Origin of the sequence: Nonomuraea sp. NPDC049750 (assembly GCF_040659625.1) — a bacterium.
Lineage (GTDB): Bacteria > Actinomycetota > Actinomycetes > Streptosporangiales > Streptosporangiaceae > Nonomuraea.
This window is the reverse complement of sequence record NZ_JBFANB010000036.1, coordinates 36,112-62,818: the sequence shown is the minus strand read 5'-3', so window position 1 is coordinate 62,818 and position 26,707 is coordinate 36,112. Positions and strand designations below refer to the sequence as shown.

The following is a 26,707-nucleotide window of genomic DNA, read 5'->3' as shown; positions in this document are numbered from 1 at the left end:
GAAGACGACCAAGGCTGCCATGGAGCGGTCTTCCGGTAGCAGCGGTGATCACCCGTCGCGCGGCACCGTGGCCGCATGACCACAACAGACTCCAGCGGACGCCGCCGATGGGCCGCGCTGCTGCTCGCGGTGATCACTCCGCTCGTCGCCGAGCTCACGCTGGGCAACCCGCCTCTGAGCCAGATCTGGCTGATGCTCCTGTGGGTGCCGATCTACGGCGCGGGCACCGTGCTGATCCGCGAGCTGGTACGCCGGCGCGGCGCGGGCTGGCTCTCGATCCTGCTGCTCGGGCTCGCGTACGGCATCGTCGAGGAGGGCCTGGCGTTGCAGGCGCTCAGCAGCCCCACCCTGTACGGCGTCGCCGGGTGGGCGCCCAGGATCCTCGGGCTGAACAGCGCGTACACCGAGCTCAACCTCCCCTACCACGCCGTGTTCAGTGTGGCGCTGCCGATCCTGCTGGTCGACCTGGTGTTCCCGGGCATGCGGGACCGGCCGTACCTGAAGCGGACCGGGCTGGTGGTGACCGGGGTGGTGTTCGTGCTGGGCGCGGCGCTGCTGCGGTTGAGCGTGACGGGCTTCATCGACCCCGGCTACCAGGCGCCGCTCCCGGTGGTGGCGGGCTGCCTGGCGGCCGTGGCCCTGCTCGCGGTGCTGGCACTGCGCGTCGTCCCCCGCGCCTCGCACTCATCGGCGCCGACCGCCGGTACGGGCGCGGTGCCCGGTTCGTGGGCAGTGGCGGCTTTCGGGGGCCTCGTCGCGTTCGGCTATCTGGCGCTCCTGTTCCCCTTCGGCGGCGCCACGCAGCCCGCCTTCACCCGGGGCAACTGGGTGATGGTGCCGATGCTGGCCGCCGCGGCCCTCGCGGTGCTCGCGTGGTGGCTGGTCCGCCGCTGGACGACGAGCGGCGCGTGGACGGACCGGCACAGCCTCGCGCTGGCCGGCGGGGCGCTGGTGGCGCACACCGCCTTCGGAGTGCTGGCCAACGCCGCGACCCTCACCGAGCGGGCCGAACTGACGGCGCTCGGACTGGTCATGATCGGCCTGCTGGCACTGCTCGGCCGCCGCTCACGGGTCAGCCGGACAGCTCCCACAGCTGGATGATCTTGTCTTCCGCGACGGTGGCGAACAGGTGCCCGTCGGGGCTGAAGGCCGCCGCGGTGGACCACCGGCCGTGCGGGACCCGCAGGATCTCCCATACCTCCGTGCCGTCCCCGACGTCCCAGAGCCGGACGTCGGAACCGTATCCGGCGGCGGCCAGCAGGGTGCCGTCGGGGCTGAACGCGACGCGCCGGGCCGGCTCGCGCAGCGTGACGAGGGCTGCACCAGAGCCTGCGTCCCAGACGCGGGTGACGTCGGAGCCCGCGGTGGCCAGCAGCGTGCCGTCCGGGCTGAACGCCACATCACGCGTCCACGAGAACAGCTCGGTAGCCGATGCGTGCAGCCGCAGCAGCGCTATGCCGGTCTCCGAGTCCCAGATCTCCGCCTCCCAGGTCCGGTCGCGTCCCCAGGAGCTGGAGGAGGCGGTGGCCAGGCGGGTTCCGTCGGGGCTGAAGGCGAGGCCGTGAGGGCCGCCGACGTGCGCGATGCGCAGGAGTTCGGTGCCGTCCGTCACGTCCCAGATGCGGGTGGCGGCCTCGGTGTCGCTGACGGCCAGGCGGGCGCTGTCAGGGCTGAAGGCCATCGCCTGTACGCCGCCTTCGTTGCCGAGTTCCACGAGCTCGGCGCCGGTGGCGAGGTCGGCGATCCAGATCTTGCCGGCGATGGCGTCGTAGTCCCTGAGGCCCAGGCGTTCCCTGGTGAAGGCGATCAACCGGCCGTCGGGACTGATCGCCGCCATCGGTCCCGTGTCCAGCAGGCGGGCGATCAGGCGGCCGCTGTGACGGAAGACGCGCTCGGGGCCGCCGGTCAGGTCCGCCAGCGTGGTCGTGCCCCCGCCGGTCCAGGTCAGGCGGGTGCCGTCCGGGCTGAACGCGAGGCCGCTGACCTTCCGAGGGGTCTCGATCGTACGCAAGGGCACGGGGGTGACCATCCGGCCGGCGCGGCGGGGCACGGACGGTCGGGGCGTGATGGCCTGCCGGGGGGCGGTAACCGGCGTCCCACGCCCGGCGAGATGGTCGTGGAACTCGGCGTGCCGGAACTGGTAGAGCGGCCCGACCGCGCGCAGCAGCCCGAGGCGGTGCGCGTCGTCCAGGAACGCCATCAACCGCCGCGGCAGCCGCCCCTGCCGGGCCAGGCGGAAGGCGGCCAGCTCGTAGACCGGCCAGGCGTGGTGCTTGCCTGACACGAGTCCGTATGTCATGCCGACCATGGCCGCGACCAGGGTCGCGACCGCCATCTCGCCCGCGGATCCGTCTGTCGCCCAGATCAGGGCCGCGCCAATGATCGCGCCGAGCGCCCCTCCGGCGAGCAGCCGTACGCGGTTGAGCCTGCGGTCCGCGCGCCAGCTCGTGAGCGGCGTACTGGCCTGCCTGTCCATCACCGGGATCTCGGCCCACTCGGCCACCGCGTCCGTCATGAAGACGAGCAGCATCCCCGGTCCGAACACCACCGCCCCGACGTATGCCTCCACCAGCGAATCCGTGAGCGCGGCGCCCGTGACGAGATCGACCACCGCCTGCACGACGCCGCCCAGCAGCGCGGCCCCGAGCGCTATCCCGCTGGCTATCGAGAAGCTGGACAGCAGCTTGTTGAGCAGTGGGAAGATCCGCCGCCTGATCCGCAGGTCGGCGTAGCCGGGCCGGTCATACACCCAAGACGGGTTGTCAGACCTCTCCCGATACATGGCGATGATCCCCAGACCGCCGATGAGGAACCACCACGTGAAGGTATCCAGCGCCAGTGTGGCGAGTACCCCTCCCCAGGCCACGCTCGCCACCAGCACCAAGAACATGACTCCCGGACCCGGGGGCGGCCGGCGCATGGTCAAGGCCGCGAGCCGCCACCAGGCGAAGTCCCGGACCCCGATGCTCTTGCCGCCCAAAGGCACGGCCTCGGCCTCGACGGGGGTGCGGTCGAGCAGTGTGGCCAGGTAGCTGAGCCATTGGGTGACCTGTTCGGGCTGGTAGGCGCGGCTGGGCCGGAACAGGTCGGCCTCGTCCTTCCGCGCGGGAGGCCGGGCCTCGATGAGCGCCGGTACGAGCCGGTCGAACAGGTGGGCGCGCAGCTCGGCCGCGGTGGCGAAGCGGGCGGGGTCGAGCAGCCGGGACGGATCGGCGGCCGGTCTGTAGACGGTGCGCAGCAGCCACAGCCCCAAAGGGCTGGACACAGTCTCGGAGAGCGGCGTCGGCCCGTCGTCGCGCAGCCGGTCGAGCAGAGCTGCCCAGCCGGGATGCGGAGGGGTCCGTACGAAGGTGCCGTCCAAGTAGTCGGCGGCGGCAACGGCCGACATGGGCTCCGCCTCGACCACGGCGGCCAGGCCCAGCGCCTGCGCCGCGGCGGTGTACTCGGTGGTACGGCTGGTGAGGACGAGCTGGGTCTCCGCGGGGAGCGTCTTGTTGAGCTCGGCCAGCGCCCCGGGTAACGAGGCGGCCGGCATCTCGTCCAGCCCGTCGAGGACCGGCACGATCTTGCCGTCGCGGAAGAGCCGGCGTGCCATGTCCTTGCCGTACGCGGGCAGCGCCGGATAGGTCTGCTCCAGCCGGTCGGCCAGCCAATCCTCGAAATACGGATACTCCTTGACGTCCCAGCCGTTCATCGTCAGCAGCACCGGCACCGAGCCGTCCTGACTCTTCAGCAACTCCCGTACGAGCTGGATCGCCAGCGTCGTCTTGCCCGCGCCGGGGCCGCCCAGCACGACCAGGCGGCGGCCTGACGCGCGGAACCGGTCGGCCAGCCCTTTGATCTTGTCGCCCGATCCCGACCAGGTGATCTCCCCTCCGATGCGCGGGCCGGCGATGAAGCGTGCCTCGTCGCGCAGGTTCCACCGTACGGGCATCGGGTCCAGCCCCAGCCCGAGCACCCGGTCGGCCTCGTTGCTCCACTGGTCCTTCACCAGCTTCCTGAGCATGGCGAGCGCGGGCTCCACCGGCGTGACCTGGGCGACCTCCCCGACGTCAAGTGCGCCTCTCACGACGACCAGGCCGATCAGGCCGGTCAGGCCCCAGATGAACGGCTTCCACCACCACGCGTCTACTTCGACGGTGTCGGTCGCCATGCCGCCCACCAGGCCCAGCGCGACGCCCGCGGTCGCCCGCGTGATCCGCGACACCGTCCCACGACCGCCCATGCGCACAAGCATCGGGGCTGGAGCCCGCCTGGATCAACAGGGTTGGCAGCGCCGAGGACGTCCGCGACCTCCTCGGCGCTACCCGAAGCGAAGCTCGCTATCCGAAGGTGAGGCCGGGAGCCTCGGAAAGCGCCTTCGGGTTCGAGGAGGAGCCGATCTCCAGCTGAAAGGTGCCCGGCTCGACGACCCAGCGGCCCGCCGCGACGTCCCAGTGTTCGAAGGCGCGCCGCCGGACGGTCACCGTCACCGCGACCTCCTCACCGGGGGCCGCGTCGACCGTGGCGAACCCGGCCAGCCAGCGCCGGGGACGCTCGACGGCGCTGCCGGGGCGGCTCGCGTACACCTGCACGACCTCACGCCCGGGCCTGTCACCGGCGTTGCGCACGCGAACGGTGACCTCGCCCGCCGCGCCATCATCGACGTGGCGGACCTCTGCGGCGCCGTATTCCCAGGTCGTGTAGCCGAGGCCGTGGCCGAAGGGGTACAGGGCCTCGATCTGGCCGCGGTAACCGATCGCCGGCCCCTCCTCGTAGGCGAGCACGCCGTCGACCGGTTGCGTGGCGGAGTGGTCGCCCTCGTGGAGGGGCCATGAGGTGGGCAGCCGCCCGCCGGGCTCCACCCGGCCGAGCAGCACGTCGGCCAGCGCGTTGCCGTACTCCTGCCCGGGGAACCACGTGAGCAGGACCCCGGCGACCTCCTCGTGCCAGGGCAGCAGGACGGGGGCGCCGGAGTTGACCACGACGATCGTGCGCGGGTTGGCGGCGGCGACGCGGCGGACGAGTTCGTCCTGCCGCCCCGGCAGCGCGAGGCTCGTCCGATCGAACCCCTCGCTCTCGACCTCCTCGTTGGTGCCCACGACCACCACGGCGACGTCGGCGGCGCGGGCCAGCGCGACGGCCCGCTCGATCTCCTCCTCGTCCGTGCCGTGCGGCGTCTGCAGGTTGAGCTGGAGCGCGGGGCCGGGCAGCCCGCCTTCCGTACGCTCGCGATCATGTACCAGCGTGACCTCGACGCTCTCGCCCGCCGCGAGCCGGACGGGGTGGGTCCGCTGCGGCGGCGTCAGCATGGCCTCGACCATGTCCGCGCCCGGCGGCAGCGTGAGCACGGCGTCGTAGGCCTCCTCCCCCGCGACGAGGAGCCGGTGCCGGCCGAGGCCGGCGGAGCCGATCAGGTACGTACCCGCCTCCGTGGCCCTGATCAGGGCACGGACCTCGATCGCGGCGAGCCGCTCCGGCACGACCCCCTCCGGGTAGGAGCCCATCACCCAGTTGAACGCGCCCCCATCGCGCCGCTCCACCGCGAGCACGGAACCGTCCCCGTCGAGGTATCTCACCTCAGCACCGTGATCCGTACCGTCGGGCAGGCAGAGCCAGGGGGCCCGCGCGATCGGCGTACGGGTGTGCGCGACGACGCCGATGGCGTGCGTCACCTCGACACCGTCGCCTACCGCCGCCCGCAGGCCGTCCAGCGGGGAGACCGTGTAAGGCGGGAACACGGTGGCGCTCCCACCGCCCAGGGTCCTGGCGACCTCCGCGTTGGGCCCCAGGACGGCGATCCCGCGCAGCTCGGCGGGGGCGAGCGGCAGCGCCCCACCCTCGTTACGAACCAGCACGAACCCGGCGGCCGCCGCAGCACGCACCTCCGCCGCGACCCGCTCCTCCGTGTACGCCGCGCCGGCAGCGGTGCCGGCGGTGTCGGCGGTGTCGGCGGTGTCGTTGTCCAGGGCGCCGACCCGGGCGGCCAGGTGGAGGATGCGCAGCACCTTCTCGTCGACGGCCGACTCCGGAACCGTGCCCGCCCGTACCGCCGCCACCAGCGCCTCGCCCCACGGGCCCGACGGCCCGGGCATCACCAGGTCGAGCGCCGCGTTGCCGGCCGCCGCCGTCGAACGGGTGGCGAACCAGTCGGACATCACGACTCCGTCGAACCCCCACTCGTCCCGCAGGACGTCCTGCAGCAGCGGGTTCTCGGTCATGGTCGCGCCGTTCACGCCGTTGTAGGCGGCCATCACCGCCCACACCTCGCCCTCCCGGACGATGGCCTCGAAGGGCGCCAGGTAGAGCTCGCGCAGCGTCCGCTCGTCCACCCGGGCGTCGAGGGTCATCCGCTGGGTCTCGGAGTCGTTGGCGACGAAGTGCTTGACCGTCGCGCCCACTCCCCCGCCCTGCACGCCCCGTACGTACGCGACGCCGATCCTGGCCGTCAGCAGCGGGTCCTCGCTGAAGCACTCGAAGTGGCGCCCGCCGTACGGGGACCTGTGCAGGTTGACCGTGGGGGCGAGCAGGACGTCCACCCCCTTGCGCCGCGACTCGGCGGCCAGCAGTCGGCCGATCGCCTCGACGCGGGTCTCGTCCCAGGTGGCGGCGAGGGCGGTGGGCGAGGGCACGTTCACGGAGGTGTCGCGCTCGTCCCAGATCTCGCCGCGGACACCGGCCGGGCCGTCCGAGACGACCAGCCGGCGCAGGCCGACGGCCGGTTCGGGGTGAAGCGACCAGAAGTCGGCGCCGGTGAGCAGCCTCACCTTCCGCTCCAGGGGTAGGGCGGCGACAAGGCTTTCCAGCTTCATGAGGGGGTCCCTGAGGTCGGGGGTGACGGCGTGGGGGTACGTCTTTCACTCCCATTACTGATACGTAGAAGTGAGACGTATCCGTAAACGTAGCCGCAGCCCCGAGAGGAGCACAAGAGTCCGGCATTTGGTTACATGGGTATAATTGTTATATGCCAGCAACTAACGAGCCCGTCGCCACCCTCCAGGAGACCGGGCCACCCGGCCCGGACCGCCGGCGGCGGCTGCTCATCCTCGCGATCTGCTGTCTGAGCCTGTTCATCGTGGGCCTGGACAATACGATCGTGAACGTCGCGCTGCCCGCCATCCAGCGTGACCTGCACGCCTCCGTCTCCGGCCTGCAGTGGATCATCGTCGCCTACACGGTCGTCCTGGCCGGCCTGCTCATGCTCTCCGGCTCGACCGCGGACCGGTTCGGGCGACGCCGCACCTTCCAGACCGGCCTGGCGCTGTTCACGCTGGGCTCCCTGCTGTGCTCGCTCGCGCCGAGCCTCGGCTGGCTGGTCGCCGCGCGAGCGCTGCAGGCGGTCGGCGGCTCCATGCTCAACCCGGTCGCCATGTCGATCATCACGAACACGTTCACCGATCCGCGGGAGCGGGCGCGCGCCATCGGCGTGTGGGGTGGCGTGGTCGGGATCAGCATGGCCCTGGGGCCCGTGATCGGCGGGGCGCTGGTGGATTGGGGCACCTGGCAGACGATCTTCTGGATCAACATTCCCGTGGGGCTGGCCGCGCTCGTCCTGTGCGCCTTGTTCGTGCCCGAATCGCGAGCCCCGCGGGCCCGCCCGATGGATCCCGTCGGGCAGCTCCTGGTCATCGTGCTCCTGGCCGGGCTGACCTACGGTGTCATCGAGGCGCCGTCCGCCGGGTGGGGCTCGGGGCAGACCATCGCCTTCTGCGGGGCGGCCGCGCTGGCACTGGCGCTGCTCATCCCGTACGAGCTGCGCCGGGCGCAACCACTGATCAACCCGAGGTTCTTCCGCAGCGTCCCCTTCGCGGGGGCGACGGTCATCGCGATCTGCGCGTTCGCCTCGCTCGGCGGGTTCCTCTTCCTCAACACCCTCTACCTGCAGGACGTCCTCGGCTACTCGGCGCTGCACGCGGGTCTGCTGACCCTGCCGATGGCCGGGCTGACGGTGGTGTGCGCGCCGCTGTCCGGGCGGATCGTCGGCGGCGCCGGGCCGCGCGTGCCGCTGATCGTCGCCGGCGGCGCCATGTCCGTGAGCGCGCTGATCCTGACCGGGCTCACCGCCGACACCCCGACGTGGCAGCTCATAGCCTCGTACGTGGTCTTCGGGCTCGGCTTCGGCATGGTCAACGCCCCGATCACGAACACCGCCGTCTCCGGCATGCCGAGCGCCCAGGCCGGGGTCGCCGCCGCCGTGGCCTCCACCAGCCGCCAGATCGGCCAGGCACTCGGCGTCGCGGTGCTCGGATCATTGGTCGCCGCCGCCGTTCAGGGGCCATGGCGTACGGGTTTCCCGCAGGCCAGCCACATCGGCTGGTGGATCTGCACGGCATCCGGCGCGGTCGTGCTGGTGCTCGGTATCCTCACCACGAGCCGCTGGGCCAGGCGCACCGCCGAGCACACGACGGAGCGGCTGACCCACAGGATGGCGGGCACCGTATGAGCGACGCGACGAACGACGGCGGTATCGGCGAGGCCGCGCAGGACGCCGTCGCCCGTTCCTGGGCGGCCATGTGCTTCCTCGTCCTGAAGCAGGAAAACCGCCGCAAGGAGGTCGCCGACACGCTCGGCATGAGCTTCTTCCGGGCCAAGGCGCTACGCCGCCTGCTGGGCGGCCCGCTCACCATGCGCGAGCTGACCGCCCGCCTGGGCACGGAGAAGCCGTACACCACGCTGGTCGTGGACAACCTGGAGCAGGCGGGCTACGTCGAGCGCAGCGTGCATCCCGACGATCGCCGCTCCAAGCTCGTCACCCTCACCCCGGACGGCGTCGCCGCCGCCGAACAGGCCGAACGCATCCTGGCCCGGCCACCGCGCGCCCTGCTGGCGCTGGAGCCGGCGGAACTGGCCGCCCTCGACCGGATCATGGCCAAACTTCAGTCACCCGCCGAGGTGCCGAGCGAACAAGCGCCCTGAGACGGCCGGAAGCGCCCTGCTCGGCCGGATTGCGGACAATCCACGCCGAACAGGGCGCCATCGTGCTCAGGGACAGGTCGGCTCGCCGCTCTGCGCGGGTACGTTCACCCCGCTCCAGGCCGCCTTGACGACGTTGAACTCGACACAGCCGGTGAACAGCGTCTTGGCCGCCCGCAGCGTGGCCACGCGGGCCTTGGCGTGCGTCCACGGCGCCGTCTTCATGTTCAGGCCGGTCTGGAAGATCTGGCCCGCCTTGCGGGCGCCGACGCCGGTGATGGCCGCGCCGCCGTCACACCGGGTGCTGGCCGGCTTTCCGCTCGGGTTCGTGCCCTCGGCCAGCAGGTAGAACCAGTGGTTCTGCGGTCCGGCCGCCGCGTGCACCTCGGTGCTCGGGATGGAGGAGCTGTAGCAGTTCGGGTCGCCCTCCGCCGACGGGTTGTACATGTTCCTGATCTCGCCGCTGCCCACCAGGTTGACCTCCTCGCCGACCAGGTAGTCGGGCGGGTCGAGGCTGGCCGGCTCGTTGGCGTACGCCTCGGTCAGCGCGCCGAAGATGTCACCCGTCGACTCGTTCAGGCCGCCGGCCTCGTTGCCGCTGCCGCTGCTGCCGCCGGAGAACTGGAAGATGCCGTGGCCGAACTCGTGCCCGACGACGTCCATCGAGGTGGCCTGCCTGGTGCTCGCGGAGTTGCGGCCGAAGGAGGCGTACGACCCGTTCCAGAAGGCGTTGGCGTCGTTCAGCCCGACCCTCGCGGGGTAGCCGCGGCCCGAGCCGTTGATGCCGTTGCGACCGAGCCACTCGCTGAGCATGCTCCATTCGTGCTGGACCGCGAACAGCGCGTCGACGCAGGCCGTCTCCAGGTTCGTGCCGCTGCCGTTGCCCCAGCTGTCGGTCGTCTTGGTGTACACCGAGCCGTTCTGGCCACCGCACTGGACGCCGGTGCGCGTGGGGTCGACCATCCGGTACGACGGGGACGTGGCGATGGTGACCGGATTGCCGTTGTAGTAGCTGTTGCCGGTGCCGTCGACCACCTGGTCCCACTTGTCGATGACCTGGCCGTCACGCGCGTCCACGTACACGTGCATGATGCTCGACTGGTCGGCGGTGGCGGCCACGACCTCCCACGCCAGGCGTGGCGTGGACGTGGCGGCGTGCACCACGAGAGTCGGCGTGCTGATCGAGGTGGCCTTGGGCGCCACGTTGCGGGCCGTGTCCGCCGCCGCCTGCGCGGCGATCGTCGGCTTGGTGTCCAGGGCGATCTTCGCCTGCTGGCCGGTGTCGATCGTGCTGACGGCCTTGCCGGCCTTGTCGGTCGTGACGACTACCTCGCCGCCGTAGACGGGCAGGCCGGCGTAGGTACGCGTGTACGTGAGGTGCTGTATGCCGTTGACGCCGGCGATGCTCGACGACAGGGAGAAGGCGTCCTGGTCGGCGGCCAGAAGCTGCGTCCGGTTGGACGCGATGACGCTCTGCGCGGTCGCCACCGCGGTGCCGCGTTCCGAGGGTGAGGGTGGGTCGGCCGCCTGGGCGTTCGCGCTTGTGACGCCCGCCGGTGCGGTGATGGTCAGGGCTAACGCGAGTATGGCGGCAGCGCCCAACCTGAGCTTGGGGTTCACGCTCGTGGCTCCTCAGGGGGGTGGAGTGGACGAGCCCCGGCCGGCTGGGGTCGCACTCAGACTCGCATCGCGAGTGACCTAAGTGATACCTCCCAATTTGCCCATAACGCCGTGGTATGGGGCGCAGCGCGCGCGGTCAGGTGGCGTCATCCAGCTGTTCGGCCACCCGCTCCAGGCCGTCCTTGATGAGCCGCCCATAGTCGTCGTCGCCAAGCACTCCGATCCCGGCTCGGGCCTGCTGGAGGTGCTCACGGGCGCGAGCGAGATCGCCCAGCTTGCGATAGCACTCACTCAAGTTCAGGTGCAACGACGGATACAGGCCCGCCACCGGAAGCGCCACCCCGACCTGCGCCACCTGCTCATCGGTGACCCGATCGGCGGCGGCGAGCGCCCGCAGATCCCACATCAGCTCCTGGCGCACGTCGTCCTGCACATCGGCCATCGAGTGGGCGAGAACGCAGACATGCAGCGGATCGCCTTGCTCACCACCGATGTCATCCCAGATCTGCGCGAACAGCTCGCGAGCGGCGTCAGGCTGACCTCGGTGGTGATGTAACTCCACCCCCTGGCCGATCCGGGCCATCGTCGGGTCGGCGGTCATCAGCGTCTCCTTCACTGGTCGGCAAGCAGCGGCCAGCCTACTCAGTCGTCGTGGGCGATGTGCATGAGCTGCCGCCACAGCAGCACGACGAACACCGCCGAGCCGGCGAAGGCGAACCAGAAGGGCGCCGCGACACCGAAGCGGGTGGCCAGGACACCGCCGATCAACGTGCCGACCACCAGACCGGCGTAGACGCAGATGGTGTAGACGCTGCCCACCCGGCCCTGGAGTTCGTGCGGGACCGCGCGCTGGCGGACGGTGGTCGAGGTCGTGCCCCAGATGAAGGCGTGCGCGCCGAAGGCCAGGAAGATGGCTCCGGCTACCCACGGTGAATGGGTCAGGGCCAGGCCCAGGTGGGTGAGGGTCTCGATGATGAGTCCGATCCGCATCAGGGCGCCGAGACTCACTCTACGGGTGATGGTCCCGTACAGGCCGGTGCCGATCAGGCCGCCGATAGCGCCGACGGTGGTCATCAGGCCGAACCCCATCGCGCCCAGACCGAGCTGTTCCTGGGTGTAGAGGACGAGAACCGACCAGGCCGCGCCGAACGTGAAGTTGAAGATCAGGATGGTGAGCGCCAGCGTGCGGACCGGCGCGTGCCGCATGGTCCAGGTGAACCCGGCGATGAGTTCCCGTACGGTATCGGGCTTGGGGCCGTCGGCCTGTCGGCCGTGCGGCGGCAAGGTGATCCGCGAGACCAGGACGATCCCCGCCATCACCAGGAGCAGCTGGCTCGCGAATGGCCAGGTGAAGCCCAGGCCGAACAGCGCCGCGCCGATCGGCGGCCCGGCGAGCTGATTGAGCGTGATGAACCCCGTGCCCAGGCGGGCGTTGGCGATGACGAGATCGTCCTTGCCGACCATCATGGGCGTCAGCGTGGCCGTCGCGTTGTCGGCGAACACCTCGGCGATGGATCGGAGCGTGAGCGCCGCCAGTGCCGTCGCCACGGTCACGGTGCCGGTCACCAGGAGCGCGACCAGCACCGTTAGCACCATGACCCGTACCGCGTTCGCGACGAGCACGATCCTGCGCCGGTCGCGCCGATCCGACAGCACGCCCGCGTACAGGCCGAACAGCAACGGCGGCGCCCAGCCCACCAGGGCCGACAGCGAGATCAGCAGCGGGTCGCGAGTCAACGTCGCGATCAGCAGCGGGCCCGCGGCCGCCGCGACCCCGTCACCGAGATTCGTCAGCCAGCTCGAGGCCAGCAACCACCGAAACCCTGTCCCCAGCCGGGCAGGCAGGACCCTCTCCACCACAGTGACCACGAGCGCAAAACCATACGTTTCGCGGGGATTTACGGCAACGCGTTTTCGCGTCTACGCGCTACGACGCGAGGAGCCGGCCGCTCTCTCTCGGACCCCGAGTCAGGCGGACTCGCGGATCACCAGGCTCGCGGTCTCCGTCCGGGGGGACTGCGGGGAGCGCGCGCCGTCAGCCCGCAGGATCATCTCCGTCAGGTGCTCGGCCACCGTCTGAGTGTGCTGGTCGACCGTGGTCAGGGGCGGCACGGCGAAGGGCGCGAGCGGGATGTCGTCCACGCCGATCACCGCGAGGTCGCCGGGGGCGGCCAGGCCCGCCGCCCGCATCCCGGCCAACAGCGCGAACGCGGTCTCGTCGTTGTAGGCGCAGACGCCGTCGACGCCCGCCTCGTGCCAGCCGCGCGCCACCTCCGCGGCCGTGGCCGTGTCGAGCGGCACATCGCGTACGTCCGGCGGCTCCAGCCCCAGCTCGGCGCAGGCTTGGCGGACGCCGCCGAGACGCAGGTGGTAGAAGTCGCGGACGCGTGGATCGTCCGGCGCCGCGTAGCCGATGCGGCGGCGGCCGGTGGCGGCGATATGTCCGGCCTGAAGGCGGCCGATCTCGGTCTGCGGCAGCGTCAGGACGTTCTCGCCGCCGCCGTCGAGCCGGGTGCTGACCACCTTGATGCCGGCCGCCCGCAGGCTCGCCCGGTCTTCGGGGGAGATGGCGGTGAACGCGACGATGGCGGTCGGCTCCAGCTCGCGGGCGAGCGCCGTCACGGGCAGGCGGCGTTCGCGCCGGGTGATCGCGGTCAGGCCGTGTCGTTCGAGGTCGTCGGTGAGGTGCTCGACGAGCTGGGCGAGCGTGGCGCCGAGCGGCACGTCGGACAGCACGATCAGCACGAGGTCGCTGCGGCCCCGGCGCAGGGTGCGCGCGGCGGCGGAGGGGGCGTAGCCGAGTTTGTCGACCGCCGCGAAGATCCGGCTCCGGGTCTCCTCGGAGATCTTCTGGTGCGGCACGTTGTTGAGCACATAGCTGACCGTGGTCTGCGAGACCCCGGCTTCCCTGGCCACATCGATCGAGGTGATCCGGCGCTGCCTGGCTGCCATCCGACCCCTCCAGTACGGCTCCGGGCTGAATCGTAACAGTGGTGCCGACGGGGACCGTCCGGGCGTATCTGAGTCAGTTATCCAACTAACTATGGACAAGCACTCTGCGGACGCACTAGGGTTTTTCTCAGTCAGCCAACTAACTAAGGACTACATCATGATCGTTGTCACGGGCGCCACGGGTAACGTCGGACGCGAACTCGTCAGCGTCCTCGCCGCCGCGGGCGAGCAGGTCACGGCCGTGTCCCGCCAGTCCGCCCAGTTCGCCGAGGGTGTACGGCACATCCGGGCCGACCTGAACGACCCCACGAGCCTCCGCTCCGCGCTGGAAGGCGCCGACGCGCTCTTCCTCCTCGTGGCCGGAGACGACCCGCACGGGATCCTGAAGGAGGCCGCGGACGTCAAGCGGGTCGTCCTGCTCTCCTCGCAAGGAGCGGGCACCCGTCCCGAGGTCTACCGGCACCCGGCCCTGTTCGAGCAGGCGGTGCGCGAGTCGGGGCTGGACTTCACGATCCTGCGGCCCGGCGGCTTCGACTCCAACGCCTACGCCTGGGCCGAGTCCGTCCGGACGCGGCGCACCGCCGCCGCGCCCTTCGGGGACGTCGGGCTGCCGACCATCGACCCGGCCGACATCGCCGCGGTCGCGGCCGCGGTCCTGCGGGAGTCCGGGCACTCCGGCCGTACCTATGAGCTGACCGGACCCGCGCTGGTCACCCCGCGCGAGCGGGCGGCGGCGCTCGGCGCGGCGCTCGGCGAGCCGGTGCGGTTCGTGGAGCAGACCCGCGAGGAGGCACGCGCGCAGATGCTCCAGGTGATGCCCGAGCCCGTCGTCGAGGGCACGCTCGCCATCCTGGGCCAGCCGACCGCGGCCGAGCAGACCGTCAGCCCCGACGTCGAGCGCGTGCTCGGCCGCGCGCCGCGTACCTTCGCCGACTGGGCCGCGCGCAACCTCCCCGCCTTCCGATGAGCCCGACCCCCGGCCTTCCGAACCTACCGGCAGGTGCCACTCGCCTGCCGGCAGGCGCTCCTCACCTTCCGGGAGATACGGCTCGCCGCCTTCCGGTGGGCGTCGCGGGTTTCCTCGCCGAGCCGCACGTCGCCACCCTGACCACCCTGCGTCCCGACGGCTCGCCGCATGTGGTCGCGGTGCGCTTCACCTGGGACGAGGCGGCGGGGCTGGCCCGAGTCCTGACCGTCGGCAGCACCCGGAAAGCCAGAAACCTCGCCGGGCAGGGCGGCCGTGTGGCGCTCTGCCAGGCGGTGGGGTTCCGGTGGGTGACGCTCGAGGGCCTCGCCACTGTGCACGACGTACCCCATCGGGTGTCCGAGGGCGTCAGGCGCTATGCCGAGCGATACGGAGCCCCGCCACCCCATCCACCTGGCCGCGTGGTCATTGAGATCGCGGTCGATCGCATCACCCAACTCAACCTTGGCTAAGGACAGAATCATGGCTTTTCACCGCGTTCTCGACTCGACCCTGCACTACCGCGAGTCCGGCACCGGGGCGCCGATCGTCTTCCTGCACGGCAACCCGACCTCGTCCCACCTGTGGCGAGAGGTCATGCCGGCCGTGGGACCCGGTCGGCTCCTGGCCCCCGACCTGATCGGCATGGGTGAGTCGGGCAAACCCGATATCGACTACACCTTCGCCGATCACGCCCGTTACCTGGACGCCTGGTTCGACGCGCTGGACCTCCAGGACGTGGTGCTGGTCGGGCATGACTGGGGTGGCGCCCTGGCCTTCGACTGGGCCACGCGGCACCCGGGGCGGGTGCGCGGCATCGCGTTCACCGAGACCATCGTCAAGCCGATGACCTGGGAGGAGTTCCCCGAGGGCGGCCGCGAGCTGTTCCGGGCGATCAAGACCGAGGGCGTCGGCGAGGCGATGATCCTGGACGACAACGCCTTCCTCGAGCAGGGATTGCCGGGCACCGTCGCCACACCGATCTCCCAGGGAGACCTCGACGTCTACGGCAAGCCGTACCCGACACGCGAGAGCAGGCGGCCGCTCCTGCAGTGGCCGCGCGCGATGCCGCTGGGCGGCGAGCCCGCCGACGTCGTGGCCAGGGTCGAGGCGTACGACCGGTGGCTGGCGGCCAGTACGGACGTGCCCAAGCTGCTGCTCACGTTCGCACCCGGGCCGGGAGCGATGATGCACGAGGACATGATCGCGTGGTGCGCGGCCAACATGGCCGCCCTGGAGATCGAACACTCCGAGGAGGTCGCCGGCCACCACACCCCGGAGGACCACCCCGTCCTGATCGGCACGGCCATCTCGGCCTGGGCGGACCGGCACGGCCTCCGCTGACCAGAGCCACGGTCACCCGACGGCCTCTTCGCCGTCGGCAGGCGAGGGAGATGGAGTGTTTCTCTCATGGGAGAGCTTCTCGTGTCGAGATTCATCACATGAAGTCGGGTGACTGGGGTACGAGGCCAGATGGTGTGCAGTCTCGGCTCATGACAGACATTGACCGGATCGATCACTCGGTCCTGTACACCACGGACATGGACGCCACCGCCGCCACCTACGAGGCATTGGGCTTCACCCTGAGCCCGCTGTCGATGCACATGGGTTCCCATCGTCCCGGCGGCGAGCGCGAGCCCATGGGCGCCGGTAACCGGTGCGCCCTGTTCGGCGGCAACTACCTGGAACTACTCGGCCTGTTCGGCGACGGAAGCATCGATCCGTGGAACATCCGCTCGCTGATCGCTCAGTACGAGGGCCTGCACGGCAACTCGTTCGGCTGCGCCGACGCGGCCGTGACCGAAGAGCGGCTGCGCGCGGCCGGGCTTTCCTCCTCGGGTGTCCTGCCCCTGCAGCGCGAGGTGGAGACCCCGGACGGCACCGCGACGGCACGATTCCAGGCCATCCACCTGGAGAGGGCGCTCACGCCCGAGGGGCTGGTCCACGCCGCCTGCCATCTGACGCCCGAACTCATCCACCAGTCCCGCTACCTGCGCCACGCCAACGGAGCCACCCATCTGGAGAGCGTCCTGCTGGTGGTGGACGACAGTGACCTGGCCGCCACCGTGCAACGGTATGCCCGCATCCTGGATGTGACGCCGGTCGCCGACGGGCCGCGCCAGGTGCTGCGGCTCGCGCTCGGGCAGATGGAGATCGTCCCGGTCTCCGGCTTCGCCGAGGTGCTGCCCGGCGAGGGCGTTCCGGCCCTGCCGTACATGGCCGGACAGACGGTGGCGGTCGCCGATCTCGCCGCCGCCCGCACACTGGTGGAGGGCAACGGCTTCGCCACGCGGGACCTGCCGGGCGGCGGGTTCTTCGTCGGCGCGGCCCAGGCACGCGGCGCCGCGCTAGCCTTCCGCGAGGTGCGGTCATGAGCCTCACCGCCACGCTAGCCTTCCGCGAGGTGCCGTCATGAGCCTCACCGCCACGCTAGCCTTCCGTGAGGTGCGGCCATGATCCTCACCGGCGCGTTCGCCGGCATCCGGTACGGCAGGGCCGACCGGCTGTCGGCGCCACAGGCCGCACCGGACCTTGGTGACGTGCCTGAGGCTCTGCTGCCTGGGCGGGCCGCGCCGCAGCCGGCCTCCCGCCTGGCGCACGTCATGGGCCCCGGCAGCGGGCTCGAGCAGGACGAGGACTGCCTGTCGTTGAACGTCTGGGCTCCGGGCGGCAGCGGGCTTCCCGTCCTGGTGTGGCTGCATGGCGGCGGGTTCACCAGCGGCTCGGGCGGCGAGGCGTGGTACGACGGTGCGCTGCTGGCCCGGCGCGGCGAGATGGTGGTGATCACGGTCACCTATCGGCTGGGCGCTCTGGGATACCTGTACCGGCCCGGCGGTCAGGCCAACCTCGGCCTGCTCGACCAGATGCTGGCGCTGCGGTGGGTGCGGCGGAACGTCGCTCGCTTCGGCGGAGATCCGGACCGCGTGACGCTGGCCGGCCAGTCCGCCGGTGCGATGTCGGCGCTGGCCATGCTGCGCCATCCGGACTGCGGCGAGCTGTTTCAGCGGGTCATCCTGCAGAGTCTGCCCGCGGGTGTACGCCCCTACGACCTCGAACAGGCCACGTCCATCGCCGATCTCTTCCTCGAGGTGCTGGGCGCCGATGTCATGACGGCGCCGACCGCGTCGATCCTGGCCGCCCAAAGCGAGGTCGCCCGGCGCACCGCCAGGCCGGGTGAGGTCACTCCGCCCTTCCAACTGGTCGAGGACCCGGCGCTGACCGCCGCTCCCCGGGACATCCCCACATTGATCGGAACCACCCGGGATGAGGCCAGGGCGTTCTTCCCCGGCCCGGCGGAAGAGGAGACCGATCGGCTGTTCCGCCACGGCAGCCTGGAGCTGGCGGCGGCCATGACCACCGCCCACGCCTACCAGTTCGACTGGTCTCCCGCCGGTAGCGCGCTCGGGGCCTGCCACTGCGTCGAGTTGCCGTTCGTGTTCGGCGGCCTGCGGGCGTGGCGACACGCGCCGATGCTGGCCGGGGCCGACCCGGCCGACCTGGAACGCCTGGTCAAGCAGGTCCAGCGGCCCTGGATCGCCTTCATCCACCGCGAGTCACCCGGCTGGCGTCGCTACGACCAGGGCTCGTTCGTGCATCACTTCGCATAGTCGCACCGACCCGTTTGCTGCTGCGGATGATCGGCGCGCTCTCCAACTGCCGGACGCCCGGCAGGGTGCCGATCCCGGTCTCCAGGTACTCGTAGAGAGCGGGCACATCCCGGCAGGCCGCGAATACCAGCAGGTTCGTCGTGCCGGTGGTCGCCGCCACGAAGGCGACCTCGGGGTGCCCGGCCACCGCCTCGGCCGTCTGCCGTAGCGCGGATGGCTCAACGGTCAGCCACAGCATCGCGATCGTGTCGTATCCCAGAAGCAACGGGTCGATGTCCACGTCGAAGAAGACCGCCCCGGCCCGGCGCAGGTACTCCAGCCTGCGCCGGGCCGTCATCTCCGAGGCCCCGATCGCCTTGGCCAGCTCGGCATATCCCGCCCGCCCGTCCTGGGCGAGCACCGCAAGCAGTTGCTCGTCCTCCTCGCCCGACACGACGGCCTTCCCGGACAAGTCGCCTGGTCCGGGTACCAGCGCCGCGATCTGCCCGGAGGTGAGCGCGTCGGCCCGTCCGTGCCACCCGGTCGGACCGCCGGCGAACACCCGCAACACGCAATGGGCACTGACCCCGGTGACCTGCGGCGTACGTGGCAGCTGTCCGAGGAGCAGAGCGTCTCGTCGCCGCCGATCCCGCGCCTGGACGACACAGACGATCTGCGTGCCGCCCGAGGTCAGGCTCACCCATGAGGTGTCGTCCCTGCGCGCCAGCGCATCGGCGATCGCCGTGGCAGCCTCCGGTAGAGCCTGGATCCGCAATACCCACTCCACCCAGCCCAGCCGCTGCGCCACCGGCTGCCCCACCACCCGCAACGCACCGGCCGAACGGAGCCGCCGATACCGTCGGGCCACCGTCTGATCCGACACCTCCAGCACGGCCGCGATCTGCCTGAACGCCGCACGTCCATCGACGTGCAGCGCGTGAACGATCGCTCGATCAAGCTCATCCAGGACAACTGGTTCCACCCAGACAGGCTAAATGTCCAGGCGATGCCGCTGCGGCCGCCTCAGGAGGCAGCCGCCAGAGCCGCGCGTGGTTCACGGTACGGCGTATTGGTCGTGCGCGGCATAAAGCTCAGTCCATTCCTCGTCAGTGCCGGTGTCGCGTCCAGCCATCGCTCGCCGTCGTACAGCGAGACCGTCCCCTCCAGGACGAAGAACGACTCGGAAAAGGTCCGGTGAAAGTGGGCGCCGGGACCGTTCGGGATCGCGGCCATGTCCCAGCGGTAGAGACCGAATTGGCCATCGGTGCTCGCACCGGCCGCCAGATAACCGACCCGGGATTTGACTCCGATCGTCAGGTCCGGCGGCGCGTCGGCTGTCACCTCACATCGCGCGAGGCTACGTCGTCCTATCCATGAACCGTCCTATCCATGAACCGAACCCGAAGGAGTGAACCGACCATGGAACCCGTCAAGGTCGCGATCATTTACTACAGCGCCACAGGCACCGTGCACGCTCTGGCGCAAGCCGTCGCCGAGGGCGCGGAGAAGGCCGGCGCCCACGTACGGCTGCGCAGGGTCGCCGAAACGGCCCCGCCGGAGGCGATCAGCGCCAATCCGCTCTGGGTCCAGCACCGCCAGGACACTGCCGACGTCACCGAGGCCGGCCACGACGATCTGGAGTGGGCCGACGCGGTGCTGTTCGGCACCCCCAGCCGCTTCGGCAACCCGGCCAGCCAGCTCAGGCAGTTCATCGACACCACCGGTCCCCTGTGGTTTCAGGGCAAGCTCGTGGACAAGGTGTACTCGGCTTTCACCGCTTCCAACACCGCCCACGGTGGTCAGGAATCCACCCTCCTGGCGCTGGGGAACACCTTCTATCACTGGGGCGGCATCATCGTGCCCCCCGGCTACGCCGACCCCATCCAGTTCCAGTCGGGCAATCCCTATGGCACCTCCCATGTGGGCGGCGATGGCCCGCCCAGTGAGGTGATCTTGCAGGCGGCTCGCTTCCAGGCCCGCCGCGTCGTCGACACCGCGGCCTCACTCAAGGCCGGCCGCGCCGCCTGATCCGGCACGGGATTGATGAATGGAGGATGCGATGACTTCGAACGAGTCCGAGATTAGGGCGCTCTTGGAGAGCCGAGTCGATGCCTGCCAGACAAAGGACATTGACCGTCTCATGTCACATTACTCTTCTGACATTGTTTATTACGATGTCGTGCCGCCGCTCCAGTCCGCGGGATCCGATCAGGTCCGCGGCAACTTTGTGCGTTGGTTCGACGAATACGATGGCCTACGGACTGGAAACGCACGACCTTTCCATTGCGACGGGGGCGGATATCGCGTTCGCGCCGGGGTTCGAGCCGGCCTGACCGTTTGGCCGGAAGGGGGCGCCGCACTGGCTGCGGCGCCCCAGGACACGACAAGAACGCGTCAGCCTGTCGTCCAGGGCCGGAGCTTCTCAGGGTTCCGCACTCCCCACATGTGCTTGATCCGGTCACCCGCGACCTCGAACGCCATTACCGCCACGGTGACGTCGTCCAGCTGAAGCACCAGACCGGGCTGACCGTTGACCGTACGCTCCAGAAGCGTCAGACCGGGTGCCAGGTCGGCGATTTCGACGCAGTAGCGCGCCACCTGCTCGCTGCCCTCGATCGGGTGGAGCCTGGCGCTGACGAGGCCGCCGCCGTCGGCGATCGCCGTGGCGTCGGGGTCGAGCAGGCCGATGAGGGCGTCGATGTCCTTGGCTTCCCAGGCCTGCTTGAAGTCCCTGACGATGCCGGCCCGCTGGGCCGCCGGAGTCGAGGGAGTCTGCGCGGCGCCGATGCGGCGGCGGGCCGAAGTGGCCAGCTGGCGACAGGCCGCCGGGGTACGGCCGACGATCTCGGCCACCTCAGCGAAGGAGTAGCGGAAGACATCGTGCAGGACGAGCGCGACGCGCTCGGCCGGGGTCATCGACTCCAGCACGACCAGGAAGGCCATGGTGATCGACTCGTCGAGGGTGACACGGTCCACCGGGTCGGCCGACCGCCCGGTGATCCACTCCGTGGGGTCGGGCAGCGGCTCGGGGATCCATTCGCCCACGTAGCGTTCGCGCCTCGCGCGTGCCGAGCCGAGCAGGTCCAGGCAGATGCGGCTGGCGACCGTCGTCAGCCAGCCGCTGGGGGATTCGATGGCGTCCTGCTGCGGCTGGGTCATGGCGTACCAGCGGGCGTAGGTCTCCTGTACGACATCCTCGGCATCGGCCAAGGAGCCCAGGAGGCGGTAGGCGAGATTGATCAGCTTGCGCCGCTCGCTCATGATCGTGCTCAGGCCCGGATCGAGCCGGCCGCCTCCTGGCTCGGGTGGGGTGGTCATGGTGTCGCCGACTTTCCGTTGTCCCATGTGTTCTCCCCAGTACGACGAGACAACACCACGGAATGTGAGGCGGCGCGCTAGCCGGCGATCTCGACGTTGTGCCGCCGGTCGCGCAGTCGCTGGACGGCCTCGGCCGGCGCGCCCGCGTCCACCACGATGACGTCGAACTTCTCCAGCGGCGCCACCCGGTGCAGCGCCACCCGGTCGAGCTTGGTGTGGTCCACCGCGAGGACGCAGCGCGTCCCCGCGGCCACCATGGCCCGCTTCACCAGCACGATCTCCTGCTCCTGGTGGAAGGCGTGCCGGTCGGAGATGGCCGAGGTGGAGACGATCACCATGTCGGTGTTCATGGCCTGGACGGAGTCGACGCATCCGACGCCCAGGAACGAGTCGTGCGTCGGATGGTATTCGCCGCCCAGCGCCATGAGCCGGATGCCGGGCACGGGGGCGAGCAGCTTGATGGCCTCGAGGAAGTTCGTCACCACGGTCAGGGGGGCCACCTCGTTGAGATGGCGGGCGACGGCCAGCGCGGTCGTGGAGTCGTCGATCATGACCGAGCTGCCCGGCTCGATCAGCCCCACCACGTGACGGGCGACCGCCTCCTTCTCCTCGGTCTGGGCCGTCAGCCGGTAGGCGATGTTGCTCTCGAAGACGCTCGACGCCTGCGCGCTCGCGCCGCCGCGGTATTTGCGCACCATGCCCTGGAACTCGAGCTCGTCGAGGTCGCGGTGGACGGTCATCACGCTCACGCGGAACACCTCCGCGAGCTCGCTCACCGAGGCGGAGCCGTGCCGCATGAGATGCTCCGCCATCGCCTGGCGCCTGACGACTCCCCTGTCCGAGTGCTGACGTGATTTCACCCGCGCCCTCCCGGTCTAGATGACAGAACGATGACAGCGCGATGGCAGCTGTGATGACAGCGCATCGTAGCGCGGCGCGCACCCTTGACACCCCTGCGGAACGGCTCGTAGTCTCCTCGCACCTTCACAACTTCACACGTTTTAACGTTAGATGTAACTCATTAAAACGTTCGCATCCCTCGGGAGCCCCCCAATCCCGTCAGACCGAGGAGACAGTGCTATGACCGAGCTACGCGACGCCAGGCTGAGCCGCGTTCAGTTCTTCCGCATGATGGGCGGTCTCGCGGTCGCCGCCGCGGCGACCGCGTGTTCGACCAAGCCACAGACCACCGGCTCCACCGGCCAGGGGCAGGCCTCCGCCGTCGAGCTGCGGTTCGTCGGCGTGGCCGACCAGAAGGCGCCGATGGACGAGCTGGTGGCGGCCTACAAGCAGGCCAAGCCGGGCGTCACCCTGGCCACCTCGTTCGCGCCGACCGACCAGGTGCAGACCTCGCTGCGTACGCAGCTCGGCGCGGGCAACGCGCCCGACGTGCACGTGGTCTACCCGGGCAGCGGCAGCGCAATGTCGATGGACCAGATCGCCGGGGCCGGACTGCTGGCCGACCTGTCCGACCAGTCGTGGACGCAGACGATCCCAACCGGTTTCAAGCCCGCCTTCCAGAAGGACGGCAAGACTTACATCTACTCGGCCGGTTCCTCGGTCATCGGCGCGATCTACAACAAGAAGGTGTTCCAGGAGGCGGGCGTGGACGCGCCGCCGACCACCTGGACGGAGTTCCTGGCGGTCTGCGACAAGCTGAAGAAGGCCGGCAAGACGCCGATCGCCCTGGGCGCGCAGACGCCGTGGGTCACCCAGCTCATCACCTACGCCCTCGTCCCCTCGACCGTGTACGCCAAGGACCCCACCTTCGACGACAAGCAGGCGGCGGGGCAGACCAGCTTCGCCAAGTCCGGCTGGCGCGAGGCGATGGAGATGTACCTGGAGCTGCAGAAGCGCGGCTTCTTCAACGACAAGCCGAACGGCACCACCTTCGAGCAGCAGATCTCGATGGTGGCCACCGGCAAGGCGGGCATGGCCATCCAGGTCTCCGCGGTGCTGCCGGACTTCCGCAAGTCGGCGGGCAGCCCCGACGACCTGTCGATGTTCCCGGTCCCCGGCGCGGACGTGGCGGACCAGGTGTGGATCCCGGCCGGCGTGGTGGTCGGCCTCGGTGCCGCGGCCAAGGGCAAGAACCTGGCCGAGGCCAAGGCGTTCATCGACTTCCTCGGCAAGCAGGAGAACATCAACCGCTGGGCCAAGGCGATCGCGGCCATCCCGCTCACCCAGGACGCCTCCTCCACCATCGACCCCGCCGTGCAGTCGTTCCTGCCCTTCACCAAGGACCGGGCCGTGCCGTTCATGGACCAGCGCTGGCCCAACGCCGAGGTGCAGCCGGTCCACTTCGCGGTGATCCAGGACCTGCTCGCCGGCAAGATCAAGATTGACGACGCGCTACGGAAGATGGACGAGGCCTACGCCAAATGACCATGACAGCGACGCCCGTCGGACGATCCACCGCCGCGGCCGGCAAGCCGCGGCGGCGGTTCGCCGCGCTCTCGCCCTCGTGGCTGTTCGCGGCGCCCGCCCTGGTGGTGTACGCCGTCGTCGTGCTCTATCCCAGCCTGGCGGGCATGCTGTACGCCTTCACCGACTGGAGCGGCATCGGCGCGGACAAGTCCTTCGTCGGGCTGGCGAACTTCCAGACGCTCCTGCGCGACGACCAGGCGATGGACTCGATCGGCAACACGCTGCTGCTGACCGTGGCGATCGTCGTCGTGCAGAACGCGGTGGGGCTGCTGCTCGCGCTCGGCGTGCACGCCAAGCTGAAGAGCCGGGCGTTGCTGCGGGTGATCTTCTTCGCGCCGGTCGTCGTCAGCCCCGTCATGGTGGCCTTCCTGTGGAAGTACATCTACAACCCCGACCCGTCCGCCGGGCTCAACGGGCTGCTCGGCCTCAAGATCGACTGGCTCGGCGACCCGTCGCTCGCGCTGTGGTCGATCGCGGCCACGGTCGTGTGGCAGTACGCCGGCTACTCGATGGTCATCTTCCTGGCCGGGCTGGAGGGCGTGCCGAAGGAGCTGCACGAGGCGGCGATGATCGACGGCGCGAGCACCCTGCAACGCTTCCGGTACGTCACCTGGCCGCTGCTCGCCCCGGCTCTGACGATCAATCTGATGCTCTCCACGATCGGCGGTCTCAAGCTGTTCGACCAGGTCTTCGCGGCGACCAACGGCGGCCCCGGCTACGCCACCGAGACGCTGTCGACCGTGCTGTACAAGCAGGCGTTCGTGTTCGGCAAGTTCGGCTACAGCACCGCGATCGCCCTGGTGCTCGCGCTGTTCGTGGCCGCGGTGTCGCTCGTGCAGGTCTACTACCTGCGCGGCCGGGAGGTGGCCCAGTGAGGCGGACGTTCCTGCTGGAGCTCGTCATGATCGTGGTGGCGGTGGCGTTCCTCTTCCCGGTGTACGCGCTGATCACCCTGTCGCTGAAGGACCCGGCGCAGATCTCGCAGACGCCGCTGGCGCTGCCCGCCCCGCCCACGACGGACAACTTCACCAAGGCATGGTCGGCGGCCGCGCTCGGCCCGTCCCTGATGAACAGCACCGTGATCACCGCGGTCAGCCTGGTCGCGCTGATCGCCCTAGGCTCCTTCGCCGCCTACTACCTGGCCAGGGCCAAGAGCCACCTGGGCTACGGGCTGTACGTGCTGTTCCTGCTGGGCATCGTGCTGCCCTTCCAGCTCGGGATGATCCCGCTCTACCAACTGGTGACCGACCTGGGGCTGATCGGCACGCACGCGGGAATGATCCTGTTCTACACGGGGATCCAGTTGCCGTTCACGGTGTTCCTCTACACCGGGTTCATCCGCGCGCTGCCCCGCGAGTACGCCAGCGCCGCCCAGATCGACGGCGCCTCGCATCTGACCGCGTTCACCAGGGTCGTCTTCCCGCTGCTGCGGCCGATCACCGGCACGGTGCTGATCCTCAACGCCGTCTTCATCTGGAACGACTTCTTCACTCCCCTGCTCTACCTGGGCGGCTCGGGGTTCGAGACGGTGCCGGTGAGCGTCTTCGCCTTCGTCGGCCAGTACGTCTCCGACCACGGCCTCGTCTTCGCCGGGCTGGTGCTCGGGGCGCTGCCGATCGTGGTGATCTTCCTCCTCCTGCAGCGCTACGTGATCAAGGGCTTCTCCAGCGGGCTCAAGGGCTGAGGCAAGCTCACCCGGAGACCACCTGACCGCCCTGCACGACGTGGCGGATGTGCTTGGGCTCGGCGAGCACCCCGAGGTCCCGCAGGGGGTCGCCGTCGAGCACGAGCAGGTCCGCCCGCGCGCCCACCGCGAGCGTGCCGATCTCGCCGGCCAGCCCGACGAGGTCGGCCGCGTTGACCGTGGCGGCGCGCAGCACGTCGATCGGCTGCTGCACCTCGCCACGCAGCCGGAACTCGTGGTTCTGGTGCCGGTGCATGCCGCCCAGCAGGTCGCTGCCGTAGGCCAGCCGCACGCCCGCGCGGGCGGCGCGCTCCAGCGCCCGGAGCCCGGCGCCGAGCACCTCGTCGACCTTGCGCCAGCTGGACTCCGGCAGGCCGAAGGCCATGCCCTCCTCCTTGAGCGCCCAGTACGTCACGAGCGTGGGCACCAGGTAGGCGTCGTGCCGCAGGAACAGCTCCACGCTGTGGTCGTCGAGCAGGTTGCCGTGCTCGATCGAGCGCACCCCCGCCTCCAGGGCGCGGTTGACCGCGCGGGCCGTGTAGGCGTGCGCGGCGACATAGCGGTTGGCGGCCTCGGCCTCCTCGACGATCGCGCGCAGCTCGTCCATGGAGTACTGGGTCGAGTCGATGCGGTCGGTGGGCGAGGCGACACCGCCGGAGGCCATGACCTTGATGTGGTGGGCGCCCTTGCGCAGCTCGTCGCGCGCGGCGGTGCGCACGGCGTCCACCCCGTCGGCGACCCGGCCGAGACCGGCGCAGCAGGACTGGTCGACGCCCCCGTTCTGGCCCCGGCCGCGCTGGTCGCCGTGGCCGCCGGTCTGGCTCAGCCCCTTGCCGCAGAACAGCAGCCGCGGCCCGCGGATCAGGCCCTCCTCCTGGGCGTCGCACAGCCCGTAGTCGGCTCCCGAGGCGTCCCGGACCGTGGTGAAGCCGCGGTCGAGCATCTGCCCCATCAGGCGGGCGCTGTGCGCGGCGACGTAGGAGGGCGACATGGCGGGCAGCCCGCCCAGGTCGGCGGTCGCGGCGGTCACGTGCACGTGCGCGTCGATCAGCCCGGGTACGACCACACCGCCGGCCACGTCGATCACCCGCGTGCCCGCGGTGCCGACCAGTCCCGGGCCCGCCTCGACGATGCGGCCCTCCTCCAGGCGCAGGTCACCTTCGGCGTAGTCACCGGCGACCACGTCGAGCATGAGGGCGTTACGCAGCAGCAGACTCACTTCATACCTCTCAGATTCTCTCGGTTGCAGCCTCTCTCGGTTGC

23 protein-coding genes are annotated in these 26,707 nt (G+C 70.3%); 12 read left to right on the top strand and 11 right to left on the bottom strand.

From position 1 onward, the window contains the following. Positions 1 to 75: 75 nt before the first annotated feature. Positions 76 to 1,101 carry a hypothetical protein gene (locus tag AB0J16_RS50460; RefSeq protein ID WP_358553618.1) on the top strand — a complete coding sequence of 342 codons (1,026 nt, stop codon included), beginning with the start codon at positions 76 to 78 and terminating at the stop codon, positions 1,099 to 1,101. Here the strand turns inward: AB0J16_RS50460 and AB0J16_RS50455 are convergent. Together AB0J16_RS50455 and AB0J16_RS50450 are read right to left on the bottom strand one after the other, a co-directional pair. Beyond that, positions 1,073 to 4,225 (bottom strand): NACHT domain-containing protein, encoded by a 3,153-nt coding sequence (locus AB0J16_RS50455; protein ID WP_358553616.1) that lies wholly within the window; start codon positions 4,223 to 4,225, stop codon positions 1,073 to 1,075. The two genes, AB0J16_RS50460 and AB0J16_RS50455, sit on opposite strands and share 29 nt — an antisense overlap. Positions 4,226 to 4,322: 97 nt before the next feature. Continuing rightward, positions 4,323 to 6,791 carry a glycoside hydrolase family 3 C-terminal domain-containing protein gene (locus tag AB0J16_RS50450; protein WP_358553614.1) on the bottom strand — a complete coding sequence of 823 codons (2,469 nt, stop codon included), beginning with the start codon at positions 6,789 to 6,791 and terminating at the stop codon, positions 4,323 to 4,325. 152 nt (positions 6,792 to 6,943) lie between these two features. Between AB0J16_RS50450 and AB0J16_RS50445 the strand changes: the two genes are divergently transcribed. After that, the gene (locus AB0J16_RS50445; protein ID WP_358553612.1) at positions 6,944 to 8,422 is read left to right on the top strand and encodes an MFS transporter; all 1,479 of its coding nucleotides are present in this window, start codon (positions 6,944 to 6,946) and stop codon (positions 8,420 to 8,422) included. Continuing rightward, positions 8,419 to 8,895 (top strand): MarR family transcriptional regulator, encoded by a 477-nt coding sequence (locus tag AB0J16_RS50440; RefSeq protein WP_358553610.1) that lies wholly within the window; start codon positions 8,419 to 8,421, stop codon positions 8,893 to 8,895. Before AB0J16_RS50445 ends, AB0J16_RS50440 begins: the two co-directional genes overlap by 4 nt. 66 nt (positions 8,896 to 8,961) lie before the next feature. Here the strand turns inward: AB0J16_RS50440 and AB0J16_RS50435 are convergent, their stop codons facing one another. The 4 genes from AB0J16_RS50435 to AB0J16_RS50420 form a co-directional block, all read right to left on the bottom strand. Next, positions 8,962 to 10,512, bottom strand: a complete 1,551-nt coding sequence (locus AB0J16_RS50435) for a M4 family metallopeptidase (RefSeq protein ID WP_358553608.1) — start codon at positions 10,510 to 10,512, stop codon at positions 8,962 to 8,964. A 136-nt stretch (positions 10,513 to 10,648) separates the two neighbouring features. Continuing rightward, positions 10,649 to 11,113: a hypothetical protein gene (locus AB0J16_RS50430; protein WP_358553606.1), complete on the bottom strand. Its 465-nt coding sequence runs from the start codon at positions 11,111 to 11,113 to the stop codon at positions 10,649 to 10,651. A 41-nt stretch (positions 11,114 to 11,154) separates the two neighbouring features. Further along, positions 11,155 to 12,324: an MFS transporter gene (locus AB0J16_RS50425; protein WP_358553604.1), complete on the bottom strand. Its 1,170-nt coding sequence runs from the start codon at positions 12,322 to 12,324 to the stop codon at positions 11,155 to 11,157. 156 nt (positions 12,325 to 12,480) lie between these two features. Next, entirely contained in the window at positions 12,481 to 13,464 is a 984-nt protein-coding gene (locus AB0J16_RS50420; protein WP_358553602.1) for a LacI family DNA-binding transcriptional regulator, read from the bottom strand. A 157-nt stretch (positions 13,465 to 13,621) separates the two neighbouring features. Between AB0J16_RS50420 and AB0J16_RS50415 the strand changes: the two genes are divergently transcribed. The 5 genes from AB0J16_RS50415 to AB0J16_RS50395 all read left to right on the top strand — a co-directional run bounded on the left by AB0J16_RS50415 (position 13,622) and on the right by AB0J16_RS50395 (position 18,036). Continuing rightward, the gene (locus AB0J16_RS50415) at positions 13,622 to 14,431 is read left to right on the top strand and encodes an NAD(P)H-binding protein (RefSeq protein WP_358553600.1); all 810 of its coding nucleotides are present in this window, start codon (positions 13,622 to 13,624) and stop codon (positions 14,429 to 14,431) included. A gap of 95 nt (positions 14,432 to 14,526) precedes the next feature. Then, positions 14,527 to 14,901, top strand: a complete 375-nt coding sequence (locus AB0J16_RS50410; protein WP_358553598.1) for a TIGR03618 family F420-dependent PPOX class oxidoreductase — start codon at positions 14,527 to 14,529, stop codon at positions 14,899 to 14,901. A gap of 10 nt (positions 14,902 to 14,911) precedes the next feature. Continuing rightward, positions 14,912 to 15,772 (top strand): haloalkane dehalogenase, encoded by an 861-nt coding sequence (locus tag AB0J16_RS50405; protein WP_358553596.1) that lies wholly within the window; start codon positions 14,912 to 14,914, stop codon positions 15,770 to 15,772. Positions 15,773 to 15,921: 149 nt separating this feature from the next. Continuing rightward, positions 15,922 to 16,803 (top strand): VOC family protein, encoded by an 882-nt coding sequence (locus tag AB0J16_RS50400; RefSeq protein ID WP_358553594.1) that lies wholly within the window; start codon positions 15,922 to 15,924, stop codon positions 16,801 to 16,803. A 78-nt stretch (positions 16,804 to 16,881) separates the two neighbouring features. Then, positions 16,882 to 18,036, top strand: a complete 1,155-nt coding sequence (locus tag AB0J16_RS50395) for a carboxylesterase family protein (RefSeq protein ID WP_358553592.1) — start codon at positions 16,882 to 16,884, stop codon at positions 18,034 to 18,036. Here AB0J16_RS50395 and AB0J16_RS50390 read toward each other — a convergent pair. Together AB0J16_RS50390 and AB0J16_RS50385 are read right to left on the bottom strand one after the other, a co-directional pair. Next, complete coding sequence (locus tag AB0J16_RS50390) at positions 17,969 to 18,997, bottom strand: AsnC family transcriptional regulator (RefSeq protein ID WP_358553590.1); 1,029 nt, start codon at positions 18,995 to 18,997, stop codon at positions 17,969 to 17,971. The genes AB0J16_RS50395 and AB0J16_RS50390 overlap by 68 nt on opposite strands. Before the next feature lie 41 nt (positions 18,998 to 19,038). After that, entirely contained in the window at positions 19,039 to 19,356 is a 318-nt protein-coding gene (locus AB0J16_RS50385; protein WP_358553588.1) for a hypothetical protein, read from the bottom strand. 78 nt (positions 19,357 to 19,434) lie between these two features. On the opposite strand from AB0J16_RS50385, the gene wrbA reads away from it, so the two are divergent. Then, on the top strand, positions 19,435 to 20,043 hold the full coding sequence (gene wrbA / locus AB0J16_RS50380; RefSeq protein WP_358553586.1) for an NAD(P)H:quinone oxidoreductase: 609 nt from the start codon (positions 19,435 to 19,437) through the stop codon (positions 20,041 to 20,043). A 366-nt stretch (positions 20,044 to 20,409) separates the two neighbouring features. On the opposite strand, the gene sigJ is transcribed toward wrbA, so the two are convergent. Then, entirely contained in the window at positions 20,410 to 21,360 is a 951-nt protein-coding gene (gene sigJ, locus AB0J16_RS50375) for an RNA polymerase sigma factor SigJ (RefSeq protein ID WP_358553584.1), read from the bottom strand. 50 nt (positions 21,361 to 21,410) lie between these two features. Continuing rightward, the gene (locus AB0J16_RS50370; protein WP_358553582.1) at positions 21,411 to 22,145 is read right to left on the bottom strand and encodes a DeoR/GlpR family DNA-binding transcription regulator; all 735 of its coding nucleotides are present in this window, start codon (positions 22,143 to 22,145) and stop codon (positions 21,411 to 21,413) included. A gap of 268 nt (positions 22,146 to 22,413) precedes the next feature. Between AB0J16_RS50370 and AB0J16_RS50365 the strand changes: the two genes are divergently transcribed. Genes AB0J16_RS50365 through AB0J16_RS50355 form a run of 3 tightly spaced genes read left to right on the top strand, consistent with a single transcriptional unit; the run spans position 22,414 to position 25,444 of the window. Next, positions 22,414 to 23,718, top strand: coding sequence for an extracellular solute-binding protein (locus tag AB0J16_RS50365; RefSeq protein ID WP_358432439.1), 1,305 nt, complete (start codon positions 22,414 to 22,416; stop codon positions 23,716 to 23,718). A gap of 2 nt (positions 23,719 to 23,720) precedes the next feature. Continuing rightward, positions 23,721 to 24,635: a sugar ABC transporter permease gene (locus tag AB0J16_RS50360; protein ID WP_358553580.1), complete on the top strand. Its 915-nt coding sequence runs from the start codon at positions 23,721 to 23,723 to the stop codon at positions 24,633 to 24,635. Then, positions 24,632 to 25,444, top strand: a complete 813-nt coding sequence (locus AB0J16_RS50355; RefSeq protein WP_225294860.1) for a carbohydrate ABC transporter permease — start codon at positions 24,632 to 24,634, stop codon at positions 25,442 to 25,444. Before AB0J16_RS50360 ends, AB0J16_RS50355 begins: the two co-directional genes overlap by 4 nt. A gap of 7 nt (positions 25,445 to 25,451) precedes the next feature. Here the strand turns inward: AB0J16_RS50355 and AB0J16_RS50350 are convergent, their stop codons facing one another. Continuing rightward, positions 25,452 to 26,663 carry an amidohydrolase family protein gene (locus AB0J16_RS50350; RefSeq protein ID WP_358553578.1) on the bottom strand — a complete coding sequence of 404 codons (1,212 nt, stop codon included), beginning with the start codon at positions 26,661 to 26,663 and terminating at the stop codon, positions 25,452 to 25,454. Positions 26,664 to 26,707 lie beyond the last annotated feature (44 nt).